Here is a 12412-nt window from a genome sequence, read left to right as displayed (position 1 = left end):
CGACGCGGGGCGAGGCGTCAGTCCCGCTTCAAATTCGCAAGCGCTTCGGCGAGTGCACCCTTGGGCGCGTCCTCGTCGATGATACCGGCTTCCTTGCGCACCGCATCGGCCGTCGGCCCTTCCGCATAGGGATCGATCGCAAGACCGAGGCTCTGCGCGACCGCTTCCCCGATATCGAAATTCTCGCCGTCGTATTCGATCTCGTCCGCACCATCGCTGGCGAGTTCGATCTCTTCTTCGACCGTGTCGAGCGATCCCTCGGGCACGAAGCGCAGGTCGAGCGGCTCGTCGATACGCACCGGAAAGTCGTCGCCGGCGACCGAGCAGGTCTGGACAAGATCGGCCGTCACCCTGCCCGTCGCAGTTACGGCGTCGCCATCGGCGATGAAGGCCAGCTCCGCGTCGAGCTTCTTGACGGCGGGGATACAAAACCGTGAGGCCAGCGCCGTCAGTTCCGCCGCGTTGGCAGAAATCGCTAGTTTCTCGGGCGGATGCGGGCGAACCTTTACGATTCGACTGAACTCGGGCCCGCTCATGCGGCGAAGTCGCCGGCGAGCAGAGCCTCGTCGCTCGTCCGCTCAAGCCGCGCCGCGAGGGCGCGCATCTCGCGCGCGATGCCCGCGGGGCTGTGGCTATCCTCCATCGTAACGTTGCGCTCGATCGCCGCTTCCAGTTCCGCATCGCTCCCGGCAAGGCCGTCGCGATAGGCGCCAAGGCGGCCTCCCATCGCGCTCATCAGCTTGCCCATGTGCTTGCCGACGACCACGTCGCCGACACCGAATTCGCGCAACTGCCCGTCCATGTCCTGCACGAACAGCTCGGTCAGCAGCACCGATTCGCGTGTCAGGCGATCGTCCGTCTCCATGCGCACCAGCACCACCGCGATCACTGCGCAGATCATGTCGAACCGCCCGGCAACCGTGTCCGCTACCCCGTGTTCGGCATACCAGATCGGCCGACGCGCCTCGGCGACGACGCCGTGCCACAGAGGGCGGAAGGCATCGCGGGGATCGGGTTTCGGAGCGAACAGGCGCTGGAGCAGGCTCATGGCCGCCATCTCGCGTGCATTCAGCGGCAATTCAAGCACTGACGCACAGCGATCCGCCTTGCGCGATTGCCAGCGCGCCCGCCCTTGCCTAAGGCGCGGGGGCTGAATGACACGAAGAGGGTTTTCGATGACGGCTTCACGGTTCCTTTCTGCGAGCCTTCTGGCTGCGGCGGCACTGGCCGCGAGCGGCTGCTCGTCGATCAGGGAAAGCCGCGGTTTCATCGCCGATTCGACGCTGACCAGTTCGGTCGCGCCCGGCGTTGACAACAAGCAGTCGGTCCAGGCCGCGCTTGGCCATCCCAGCTTCGAAAGCCAGTTCGGCACGCCGACCTGGTATTACATCTCCAGCATCACCGAACGCCGGCCGTTCGCGCGCCCGCAGATCGGCACGCATTCGGTGCTGGCGGTTGAATTCGACGCGGCGGGCAACGTCGCCAGTGTCGAGCGGACGGGGATCGAAAAGGTCGTCCGCTTGTCTCCCGATGGCGACAAGACCCCGACGCTGGGCCGCGAACGCAGCTTCTTCGAAGACCTGTTCGGCAACATCGGCGCCGTCGGTGCGCCGGGCGCGGGCGGGCCAGCGCAACCGGGCGGCCCTAACGGCTAGCTTCGGCGGCCAGGTTCTGGCGGCCAACTTGAACGCCTCGCGCCGCCTCCCATATCGCGGCGCATGGACGAGAGACATTCAGCCCACGGCCTGACGCCGTGGCACGGCACCACCATCATCGGCGTCAAGCGCGAGGGCAAGACCGTCGTCGCGGGCGACGGCCAAGTGTCGATGGGCAACACCGTGATGAAGCCAAACGCACGCAAGGTGCGTCGCATCGGCAAGGACGGTTCGGTTGTTGCCGGGTTCGCCGGCGCGACCGCTGACGCCTTCACCCTGTTCGAGCGACTCGAGAAGAAGCTCGAGCAATACAGCGGCCAACTCATGCGCGCCGCGGTCGAACTCGCCAAGGACTGGCGGACCGACAAGTACCTCCGCAACCTCGAGGCGCTGATGATCGTCGCCGACAAGGACGTCTTGCTCGTGCTCACCGGCAACGGCGACGTGCTGGAGCCGGAAGGCGGAATCGCGGCGATCGGCTCGGGCGGGAACTACGCGCTGGCCGCCGCGCGGGCCCTGTCCGATTACGAGGATGACCCCGAAAAGATCGCCCGGCGCGCAATGGCCGTCGCGGCCGAAGTCTGCGTATTCACCAACGACCAGGTCACCCTGGAAACAGTCTGAGACCCATGGACAATCTGACCCCCAAAGCCATCGTCGCGGCGCTCGACGAGCACATCATCGGGCAGGCCGACGCCAAGCGCGCAGTCGCCGTGGCCCTTCGGAATCGCTGGCGGCGCCAGCGTCTGTCGGCCGACTTGCGCGACGAGGTGACGCCAAAGAACATCCTGATGATCGGCCCCACCGGCTGCGGCAAGACCGAGATCAGCCGCCGCCTGGCGAAGCTTGCCGAAGCGCCGTTCGTGAAAGTCGAGGCGACCAAGTTCACCGAGGTTGGCTATGTTGGTCGCGACGTCGAGCAGATCGCCCGCGACCTCGTCGAGGAAGCGATCCGGCTCGAGAAGGAGCGCCGCCGCGAGGCTGTGCGCGAGGCAGCCAGCAAGGCGGCTATGGACCGCCTCCTCAAGGCGCTCGTCGGCGAGAACGCCAGCGAGGCGACCCGCGAAAGCTTCAAGCAGCGCATCATCCAGAACGCGATGAACGACACCGAAGTCGAGATCGAGGTCGAGGAAGCGCCTGCGATGCCGTTCGATCTGGGCGGGATGGGCGGCAACGTCGGCATGATCAACCTCTCCGACATGATGTCGAAGGCGATGGGCAAGGCGCCGACCAAGCGCCGCAAGATGAAAGTCCCCGACGCGTGGGACAAGCTGGTCGACGAGGAAGCGGAAAAACGCCTCGACCAGGACGACGTGGCGCGCGTGGCGCTCGCGAACGCGGAGACCAACGGGATCGTCTTCCTCGACGAGATCGACAAGATCGCGGTCAGCGATGTGCGCGGCGGATCGGTCAGCCGCGAAGGCGTCCAGCGCGACCTGCTGCCGCTGATAGAGGGCACCACCGTGTCCACCAAGTACGGCCCGATGAAAACCGACCACGTGCTTTTCATCGCGAGCGGCGCATTCCACGTCGCCAAGCCGAGCGACATGCTTCCCGAACTGCAGGGTCGCCTGCCGATCCGCGTCGAGCTGACCGCGCTGACCGAGGCGGACTTCGTGCGCATCCTCAGCGAGACCCGCGCGAACCTCGTGGCGCAATACAAGGCGCTGCTCGGCACCGAAGAGGTGACGCTGGAACTGGGTGACGACGCGATCGCGGAAATTGCCCGGATCGCCGCGCAGGTGAACGAGAGCATCGAGAATATCGGCGCCCGCCGCTTGCAGACGGTCATGGAAAAGCTGCTCGAGGACCTGTCCTTCGAGGCCGAGGACCACAAAGGCGAAACCGTGACGGTCGACGCCAACTATGTGCGCGATCGCCTCGCGAGCCTTGCCGGCGATACCGACCTCAGCAAATATATTCTGTGAGCCACGCGTTTGCGGTTCGCCGGTTGCGGCCGGGCGACGGCGATGCGTTCCGAGCGATGAACCGGCTTTATGCCGAGGCATTCGAAGATGCGGCAACCTACCTTGCCGCTCCGCCGGGGCAGGACTGGATAGACCAACTCCTCGCCCACGAAGGGACGGCGCTGTTCGTGGCTTCGGCCGAAGGCGAGATTGTCGGCGCGTTGACAGCCTACGAGTTCATGAAGCCCGAAAGTGAGCGGCGCGAGCTCTATATCTATGACCTTGCGGTCGCGGATCAGTGGCGCCGGCGCGGGGTGGCGACCGCGCTGATCGACGCCGTCCGCGCCTTGGCAAGGTCACGCGGCGGGTGGGTAATTTTCGTGCAGGCCGATTACACCGATCCGCCCGCCATCGCACTCTACCAGAAGCTCGGCACGCGCGAAGAAGTGCTCCACTTCGACATCGAGCCCTAGACTAGCTGCGATCCCTGGGGGTCCATCGCTATCTCCTCTTTGGGCGGCAGCGGGGCGGCGTCTTCTGCGTTCTCTCGCGCGAGCATCCGTGTGTAGAAGCCGCGCATCGCCAGCACCCAGACGGCAGCGACGCCGCAGATCGCCGCGTTGACGAGCCAGAACGCCGTTGGCGTCATCGTCTCGTACATGCTGCCCATGCGGCCGCTGATGATGCTTGCGGCGGAAATCGACAGCGCGTTGACCCCAACCAGCGTGCCGCGCCAGCTTGCCGGGGCGCGGGTGGCGAAGATCGCCAGGATCACCGGCGCGAACCAGACCGCGGCGAAGTTCGAGACGACGTGGAACATGATCGGCAGGAGCAACGGCCCCCGTCCGGTTCCGCCGTCGAGCAGCGGCCCCGCGCCGAGCATCGCCACCGACGCGCCGAACAGGCCGAGCCCGAAGGCGAGCTTCAGGAACTCGTCGGGCTCGCGGCCCTTCGCGGCCATGCGCGCCCAGAGCCAAAGGCTGACCGGGATGAAGATCGCGGGCGCCAGGCCGTCGAGCGACTGGAGCCACGGCACCGGCACGGCGAAGCTGCCGACGTTCATGTCGATGTGGTCGCGCACCCAGACGTTGTAGACGTTCCAGATCTGCGACTGCGCGATCCAGAACGAGACCCCGACCGGCCAGAGCGCGAAGAGGCCGAGAATGCGACGCTTCTGCGCAGGCGTGAGCGGCTCGCTCGCCGCGACCGTGCCGTCGCCAAGCTCGACGTGGCCACCGTCTGGCGGCAAGTGGCGGCTTCCTGCAAGGTAGAGGACGAGGCCTATCAGCATTCCGATGCCCGCGACCCCGAAGCCCACGTGCCAGCCCCAGACCGCCGCCACCGCGCCAGTCACAATCGGCGCGATGAACGCGCCGAAATTGACCGAGAGATAGTAGTACTGGAATGCGTTGGTTTCGCGCGGGTCGCCGTCGGCGTAGAGCGACTTGATCTGCGGCGATAGGTTGCCGCGCAACATCCCCGCGCCGGTCATCAGGAACAGCAGCGCGAACAGGAACGTCGCGTCGAAGGCCATCAAGAAGTGCCCTGCGGTCATCAGTGCTGCGCCGAGACCGACCGCCAGCTTGCGCCCGGTGAACTTGTCGCCCAGCCATCCGCCCAGCAGCGGCAGTCCCGTCACGAAGGCGAGGTAGAAGCCGAAGGTCTGTGTCGCCAGTGCCACGTCGGTCAGCGGCCCGGTCATTCCCTCGACCAGGCTGCGATAGGCTCCGAAGCCGATGATCGAATTGGTGCGCTCCGGATGGATCAGCAGGTCGCCGGTCATGTACAGAACCAGCATCGCCTGCATCCCGTGGAACGAGATGCGGTCCCATAGCTCGGTCCCCGCGAGAACCCAGAGCCCCTTGGGCTGGCCGTAGAGATCGCCGGTCGGGGCGGGGCTGACTGCAGGTGCGGTGGCCATGGCGATCCTTGTGCCTTGGGAAAGCGGAGTGAATGCTCCGAGGCTTTGCGCTCGGCAAGGAATTTCCGAATGCAGCATGTCGTTCGCAGAGCGCAGTGCCCGCCCTGTCGAGCAAGATGGTTGTGCCGGGCCGCGACAAGGGTCTAACGTGCAGACATCATTTGGATTTGCAGGGGACGCAATTCATGCTTCGCACCATTCTCGCTGCCGGCGCAGCCTCTATCGCGCTTGCCTTCGCGGCACCCGCCGTCGCGCAGAAGGCGCCAGCCGCAGTCAGCGCACCGAAGATCGAATTCACCGAATGGACACTGCCCAACGGGCTGCGGGTAATCGCGCTACCCGATCCCACGACCGCGTCTGTTACCACCTCGGTATGGTACGAAGTCGGTTCCAAGCACGACCCGCAGGGCCGCAGCGGCTTCGCCCACCTGTTCGAGCACATTCTCAGCCGCAAGACCGAGAACATGCCCTACAACATGGTCAACCGCCTGACCGAGGACGTGGGCGGCACCCGCAACGCTTCGACCGGCGACGACCGCACCAATTATTATGAGACGGTGCCGACCGAATACCTCGAGACGATGCTGTGGACCCATGCCGAGCGGATGGCGCGCCCGGTCGTCGACATGGAGGTATTTGAGCGCGAGCGATCGATCGTGAAGGAGGAATTGCGGCAGCGGATCCTCGCCCCGCCGTACGGCCGGTTGCGGATGGTGCTGGCCGAAAACGCGTTCGACGTGCTGCCCAACCGGCGGCCGGGGATCGGCAGCCTAGAGCAGCTCGATTCCGCCACGCTTGCCGATGCGCGGGCATTTCACCAGGCGTATTACGGACCCGACACTGCGACGCTGATCGTTGCCGGCAACTTCACCAACGCCAATCTGAAGGCGCTGGTCGGCAAGTATTTCGGCGCGATCCCCAAGCGGGCGAAACCGATCCCGCTGGCAATCTCAGCGCGGGAGCCTGCACGCACCGCGCCGCGCTCGATCGTCGCCCGCGCGCCCAACGTGCCGCTGCCGGTGCTCGGCTCGTTGTGGAAGGGGCCGTCCGCCAACGACCCCGATGCAGCCGCGCTCGAGGTGCTCGATGCGGTCCTCTCGTCGGGCGACAACAGCCGCCTCTATGAAGCTCTGGTGCGCACCGGCAAAGCGGTCGCGGTCAGCGAGTTCATGGATGCCAGCGAGGAAGGCGGATTCTTCGCCGCCTATGCCACGCTCAACCCGGCGGCTGACCAGGCAGAGGTCGCGAAGATCTTCGCCGACCAGTTCGAAAGGGCACGGACTACCCCCGTCAGCGCAACCGAGTTGGCCGAAGCGAAGAACACCCTGTTCGCCAGCGCCCTGCGTGACCGCGAGACCGTGCGCGGCCGCGCGTTCGAACTGGGGGAGGCGCTGGTCTCCACCGGCAACCCCCGCGCAGCCGACCTGCGGCTGGAGCGGATCGGCAAGGTGACCGCCGCCGACATCCAGCGCGCGGCGAAGAAATGGCTGCCAGCCAGCGGGGTGGTCGACTTCCGCTACGAGGCTGGCCCTGAAAATCCCACCGAGTGGGCGAACCCGGTGCCGATGCCGACCTTCAAGACCGTGCCCGCGGCAACCGGCGAACCGGCAAAGCTTAACGACGAGGCGACCCGCCAGGCGCCGCCTGCGCCGGTCGCGGCTCCGGTGGTCGCGCGCGCGGCGCTGGTTGAGGACAAGCTGGCGAACGGTATCCCGCTGGTATCGGCGCAGACCGGCGAAGTGCCGATCTCGACCATCACGGTCGTCCTGCCGGGAGGCAGCGCCACCGATCCGGCGGGCAAGGCGGGGCTCGCCGGCCTGGTCGCGGCAGTCGCCGACAAGGGGACGCCCACGCGCACCGCCGCACAGATCGCGCAGGAACTGGAAAGCCTCGGGGCTTCGCTCGGTGCGGGTACCGCACAGGACGGCAGCTTCGTCAGCCTGACCGCGCCCACAGCCAACCTCTCCGCGGCGGGCAAGGTGCTGGCCGATGTCGTCCGCAACGCGAGCTTCCCGGCGGGTGAGGTCGATCTCGAACGCAAGCGCACGCTCGACGGACTGCAGGTCGCTCTCAAGGATCCCGGCTCGCTCGCCGGGTTGGTCGCCACCCGCGTGCTTTACGGCACCGCGCCCTATGGCGCGTTCGCGACCACCGCGACGCTACCCGCCATTGCGCCAGCTGACATGCGCGCATGGCGGCAGGCGCACTGGCATCCGGCCAACGCCAAAGTCATCGTCAGCGGCGGCATTACTTCCGCTCAGGCGAAGGCGGTCGCTGGCGACCTGTTCGGCGACTGGACAAGTTCTGTCCCGGCTCCGGCGCCCGTCGCAAACCCGGCGGGCAAGGAGCTGGCTCCCCGCACGGTTGTGATTGACATGCCCGAGGCCGGGCAGGCAGCGGTGATCGCGGGAACCCGCGTGCTGTCGCGCGGCAGTGAAGGCTACTGGCCGCTGCAGGTTGCCAATGCAGTCCTCGGCGGCGGCTCGAACGGCCGCCTGTTCGAGGAAGTGCGGACCAAACGCGGGCTCAGTTACGGGTCTTACAGCGGGTTCGGTGCGACCGCCGATGCCGCGGTGCTGACCGCGAGCGCGCAGACCAAGAACGAGACCGCGGACGAGGTGACGCAGGTCATCCTCGACCAGATGAAGCTGGTCGGCAGCACTCCGCTCGACCAGGCGACGGTGACCAAGCGGCAGCTGTTCCTCGGCGGCAGCACGCAGCGTTCGCTCGAGACCAGCGCCGGGTTCAACGGGATCGTCGCCAACCTGATGCTGCAGGGGATCGCTCCCACCGAAGCGGCGATGATCACCCAGCGGCTGGCGGCGGTGACCCCGCAGGCGGCGCAGGCGATCGCAGCGCAGTTGCTCACGCCCGAGCGCGCATCGGTGGTGATTGTGGGCAATGCCGCGCAGTTCCTCGACGACCTCAAGAAGGTGCGACCGGACGTGATGGTGATCAAGGCGAGCGACCTCGACCTTGACAGCGCGACGCTGGTGAAGGCGGGCGGCTAACTTACGGGGCCCGCGGGCGGGGCGGGGCGGCTATTCGGCCGCTTCGGCCACCCCGTCGCTCTCGGCCTGCTGGCGGGCCCACATCTCGGCATATAGGCCATCCCGGCGCAGGAGCTGCGCGTGGGTGCCCTGTTCGGCGAGGCGCCCGTGATCGAGCACGAAGATGCGGTTCGCGTCGGCCACGGTCGACAAACGGTGCGCGATGCTGATCGAGGTGCGGTGCGCGGCGACTGCGTGCAGCGTGGCGAGGATATCCTGCTCGGTGCGCGAATCGAGCGCGCTCGTCGCTTCGTCGAGCAGCAGGATCGGCGGGTCTTTCACCAGCGTGCGGGCGATCGCCACGCGCTGCTTTTCGCCGCCCGACAGCTTCAGGCCGCGCTCGCCCACTTCGGTGTCGAACCCCTGCGGCAACACGTCAATGAAGCGCTTGATCGACGCACCTTCGGCTGCGCGAAGGATCTCGTCATGTGTCGCACCGTCCCGGCCATAGGCGATGTTGTAGCCGATCGTGTCGTTGAACAGCACGCTGTCCTGCGGGACGATGCCGATCGCTGCTCGCAGGCTCGTCTGCGTCACCTGCGCGATGTCCTGCCCGTCGATCAGGATGCGGCCGGACCACGGATCGTAGAAACGGAACAGCAACCGGGCGATCGTGCTCTTGCCCGCGCCCGAGGGGCCGACGACGGCGACCTGGCTCCCCGCCGGGACTTCGAAGCTAAGACCATGGAGGATCGTGCGGTCGGGATCGTACCCGAACACCACGTCGTCGAAGACCACCGACGGTTTGCGGATCACCAGCGCGGGAGCGCCCGGCACATCGGCGATCTCGACCTCGGTATCGATCAGCTTGAACATCGCCGCCATGTCGATCAGCCCCTGGCGGATCGTGCGATAGACCATGCCGAGCATGTCGAGCGGGCGGAACAGCTGGGTGAGGTAGGTCTGCACCGCGACCAGATCGCCGACCGACAGCGCACCCGTGCTCCAGCGCCAGACCGTGAAGCCCAGCGCGAACAGCATCAGGGCGTTCATGATCAGCGCCTGCACCACGTTCAGCGCGGCGAGCGAGTTCTCCGACTTGATCGCCGCTTCGGCATAACCGCCTGCCGCGCGGCCATACCGCTCGCGCTCACGCGCTTCGGCACCGAAGTACTTCACCGTCTCGTAGTTGAGCAGCGAATCGACCGCTCGGGAAAGTGCCTGCCCGTCGAGATCGTTCATCCTGCGCCGGAGTTCGGTCCGCCATTCGGTGATCCAGCGGGTCGCGAGGATATAGATCGTCACGGTCACCGCGGTTGCCGCCACCAGTTCCCCGCCGAACATCGTGTAGAAGATCACCGCCACCGCGATCAGCTCGAGGATCGTGGGCGCGACGTTGAACAGCAGGAAATAGAGCATCGAATCGATGCTCTTGGTGCCGCGCTCGATGGTCTTGGTGACTTCGCCCGTGCGGCGGCCGAGGTGGAAGCGCAGGCTGAGGGTGTGGAGGCGGGCGAAAGTGTCTTCGGCCAGCCGCTGGGTCGCTTCCTGCCCGACCCGCTCGAACACCACGTTGCGCGCGTTGTCGAATGCGGTGCTGAGGAATCGGCCGGCGACGAACGCGATCACGAAGCTCATCGCGACCCAGATTAGGGTGCTGTCCGCGGTCGCCATCGTATCGACGATCTTCTTCATCGCGAGCGGGGTCGCCAGCGTTACCCCCTTGGCGAGCAGGACCAGCATCATCGCGATCACGATTCGCGTGCGCAGGTCCCTGCGATCCTGCGGCCAGAGATAGGGTAGGAACCGCTTCAGCGTTCCCCAGCCGTCGTAATCGGCAGCGGCAGGAGAGGTCTGGTCGGGGGGCATCCCGCCGAATGTGGGCAGGCGCCGGGGCTTAGGCAATGGCTCACGCAAGCGGGGCGCGCGTCAGAGCCGCTTGATCCCGTCGCGCATCTCGATCGGTGGGCGCTCCTGCGTGCCGCGCGGCAGGTCGAACAGGATGGTCCGCTCAGCAAAGTCGATCGCGACCCGGTCGAACAGCCGAAGATCGGAGATGCCGAGCACGAGCGTCGGCTTGTCGGCGAGGCCGAGCGCGGTGAAGACCGGAGAATCGGTGAACGACATCGCGAACCCCTGCAGCCGCAGGCTGCGCACCTTGCCGTCGATCACCAGCGTGCGGGGCAGGTCCCTGCGACTGGTGACTTGTGCGCCCAGCACGTCGGTCGAGGTGACGACCATGCCGTCTTGCGCGCGCAGACGACGTTGCAAGGCAAGGTTGCCGATCGAGCCTTGCGCCCCGGTATCGAGGATGACCGTGGTCGCAACTCCGTCGACCTCCGCCCCGGTGATGATCAGGCGGCCGCGCTTGTTCTTCGCGCGCACCACTATCTCGTATCCGCGGTCGCCGCCGAGCTGCTGCGCATCGTCGACCGCGATCGTATCGGCGCGGAAATCGATCAGCACCCGCAGGTCCTGCAGGCTGTCGAGGCCAAGGATGCCGTCGGCACCGATATGCTCGGCCTCGAGCATGGGCACATGGAGGTTGTCGAAGCTGCGCGTCGCGAGTTCGAGCGCGTCGAGCCGGACGATTTCTACCTGGCGGGACGAGGCCATGCCGATGACGGTCGACCGGCCCAGCGAGGGCAAGGCAAGTCGCTCGCGCAAACGCGAACTGACGACGGTCGCCTGCGAACCGGTATCGATCAGGAAGCGGAACGGCTGCCCGCCGATCGTGACCGGAACCGTCATCCGCTCGCTACGGTCGGTGCCGATGGAGATGCTGTCGGTGGTGGCAGGTTCGAAGGCGATCCTATCGGCAAGCGAGAATGTCGGCTCCTCGCCTGCCGGGGGAACGACTGGCGGACTGGCGGCCGCTAACAGGAATGCGGCGGCCGGGGCGATTGCCTTGCAGCGCATCGGTGGCACCTCTCGCGTGGATCATATCACGGAGCGGGGGCGCGCCCAAGGGGATCAGGCGGGGGCGAGCTCGCGCCGGACGATGAACGCGAGCACTTCGTCGACCGTGCTCCGGGCGAAGACGAACAGCGCCGCAAGGTAACTCGCCGCGCCGACCCCCGCGAGCAGGATCAGCTCGCCCATGTGATGAAAAGGCGGAAAGAATTCGCGGACCCCATATACGGTTGCCGCCATGACGGCTGTGCCCGCCACCCCCGGGGCAAGCGCCCTGGCAAGGTCGCGCCAGCGCACGCCGATCTGCGGCAGCGTCATGGCCCAGGTAAACACCAGCAGCGCCGGCGCTCCCAACCACCACGCCAGGACGAGTCCGCCGGGTCCGTTCTGCACGCCGATCAGGAACAACAGCGGGAAGAGGAGGGCGCCCGCACCGTTGGTCATCATGTATATCCGCGGGCGGCCGAGGCCGTTGGTCGCCGGGCTGCAGACGATCTGCAGCGCGAAGGCCGGCATCGCCAGCGCGAGGCCCGCGGCGATCGGCGCCATCTCGGCCCACTTCGGTCCGAACAAGGTGAAGACCGCGTGCTCGGCCACCAGCGACAGCCCGATGTAGGCGGGCATTGTCACCAGGGCGACGAGCCGCTGCACTTTCAGGAAGAACGGGCCAAGCGGCCGCCCCGCCTTGTGCAGCTCGGAATAGGTGGGGAACGCGACCTCGTTGATCGGGGGCAGGAAGCGCCCCGTTATGATCAGCGTCAGGAACAGCGCCTCGGAATAGAGGCCGAGGTCGTGCGGGTCGAAGCTGCGCCCGGCGATCACGATGTCGCTCTGGCTCTGGATGATCCACAGGAACTGGCAGATCGTCAGCGCGCCGCCGAACGTGAACAGGTCGCCCGCGCCGCGGAAGTCGAACACCGGCTTCACCAGCATTCGGGCGACCAGCGTCAGGCCGACGGCGCGCGTCGCGAACATGACGAGCGGCGCATACACGAGCGCCCAGACCCCCATGCCGCGCCACGCGAG

General features: G+C 66.7%; 11 protein-coding genes (1 of these 11 running past the window's edge). 5 read left to right on the top strand and 6 right to left on the bottom strand.

Translation table 11 applies throughout. From position 1 onward, the window contains the following. Window positions 1-17: 17 nt before the first annotated feature. Both ACWPMX_RS09365 and ACWPMX_RS09360 read right to left on the bottom strand, forming a co-directional pair. Entirely contained in the window at window positions 18-536 is a 519-nt protein-coding gene (locus ACWPMX_RS09365; protein WP_455699754.1) for a YceD family protein, read from the bottom strand. Beyond that, window positions 533-1057 (bottom strand): ubiquinol-cytochrome C chaperone family protein, encoded by a 525-nt coding sequence (locus tag ACWPMX_RS09360; protein WP_455699753.1) that lies wholly within the window; start codon window positions 1055-1057, stop codon window positions 533-535. Before ACWPMX_RS09360 ends, ACWPMX_RS09365 begins: the two co-directional genes overlap by 4 nt. Window positions 1058-1175: 118 nt before the next feature. On the opposite strand from ACWPMX_RS09360, the gene ACWPMX_RS09355 reads away from it, so the two are divergent. The 4 genes from ACWPMX_RS09355 to ACWPMX_RS09340 all read left to right on the top strand — a co-directional run bounded on the left by ACWPMX_RS09355 (window position 1176) and on the right by ACWPMX_RS09340 (window position 4035). Next, on the top strand, window positions 1176-1655 hold the full coding sequence (locus ACWPMX_RS09355) for an outer membrane protein assembly factor BamE (RefSeq protein ID WP_455699752.1): 480 nt from the start codon (window positions 1176-1178) through the stop codon (window positions 1653-1655). A gap of 63 nt (window positions 1656-1718) precedes the next feature. After that, window positions 1719-2279 (top strand): ATP-dependent protease subunit HslV, encoded by a 561-nt coding sequence (gene hslV / locus ACWPMX_RS09350; protein ID WP_455699751.1) that lies wholly within the window; start codon window positions 1719-1721, stop codon window positions 2277-2279. Between the two features lie 5 nt (window positions 2280-2284). Continuing rightward, complete coding sequence (gene hslU, locus ACWPMX_RS09345) at window positions 2285-3583, top strand: ATP-dependent protease ATPase subunit HslU (RefSeq protein WP_455699750.1); 1299 nt, start codon at window positions 2285-2287, stop codon at window positions 3581-3583. After that, window positions 3580-4035 carry an N-acetyltransferase family protein gene (locus ACWPMX_RS09340; protein WP_455699749.1) on the top strand — a complete coding sequence of 152 codons (456 nt, stop codon included), beginning with the start codon at window positions 3580-3582 and terminating at the stop codon, window positions 4033-4035. The genes hslU and ACWPMX_RS09340 overlap by 4 nt, the downstream gene beginning before the upstream one ends. Here ACWPMX_RS09340 and ACWPMX_RS09335 read toward each other — a convergent pair. Further along, window positions 4032-5483 carry a peptide MFS transporter gene (locus tag ACWPMX_RS09335; RefSeq protein WP_455699748.1) on the bottom strand — a complete coding sequence of 484 codons (1452 nt, stop codon included), beginning with the start codon at window positions 5481-5483 and terminating at the stop codon, window positions 4032-4034. The genes ACWPMX_RS09340 and ACWPMX_RS09335 overlap by 4 nt on opposite strands. 185 nt (window positions 5484-5668) lie before the next feature. Between ACWPMX_RS09335 and ACWPMX_RS09330 the strand changes: the two genes are divergently transcribed. After that, window positions 5669-8494 carry a M16 family metallopeptidase gene (locus ACWPMX_RS09330; RefSeq protein ID WP_455699747.1) on the top strand — a complete coding sequence of 942 codons (2826 nt, stop codon included), beginning with the start codon at window positions 5669-5671 and terminating at the stop codon, window positions 8492-8494. Between the two features lie 30 nt (window positions 8495-8524). On the opposite strand, the gene ACWPMX_RS09325 is transcribed toward ACWPMX_RS09330, so the two are convergent. The 3 genes in view from ACWPMX_RS09325 to ACWPMX_RS09315 are tightly spaced (at most 60 nt apart) and all read right to left on the bottom strand, a layout consistent with a single transcriptional unit that may run on beyond the window. Next, a complete protein-coding gene (locus tag ACWPMX_RS09325) occupies window positions 8525-10342 on the bottom strand; it encodes an ABCB family ABC transporter ATP-binding protein/permease (RefSeq protein WP_455700759.1) in 1818 nt (605 codons plus the stop codon). Window positions 10343-10402: 60 nt separating this feature from the next. Further along, complete coding sequence (locus ACWPMX_RS09320; protein ID WP_455699746.1) at window positions 10403-11392, bottom strand: retropepsin-like aspartic protease; 990 nt, start codon at window positions 11390-11392, stop codon at window positions 10403-10405. 54 nt (window positions 11393-11446) lie between these two features. Then, a protein-coding gene (locus ACWPMX_RS09315) for a lipopolysaccharide biosynthesis protein (RefSeq protein WP_455699745.1) crosses the window boundary here: on the bottom strand, window positions 11447-12412 show its 3' portion. It continues 561 nt past the right edge of the window; 966 of the gene's 1527 nt are visible here — the last part of the coding sequence; its start codon lies off the right edge, out of view — the gene reads right to left on this strand; the stop codon is at window positions 11447-11449.

Source organism: Tsuneonella sp. HG094 (assembly GCF_053819285.1).
The sequence above is the reverse complement of the archived record's forward strand: the minus strand, read 5'-3'. Positions and strand labels throughout refer to the sequence as shown.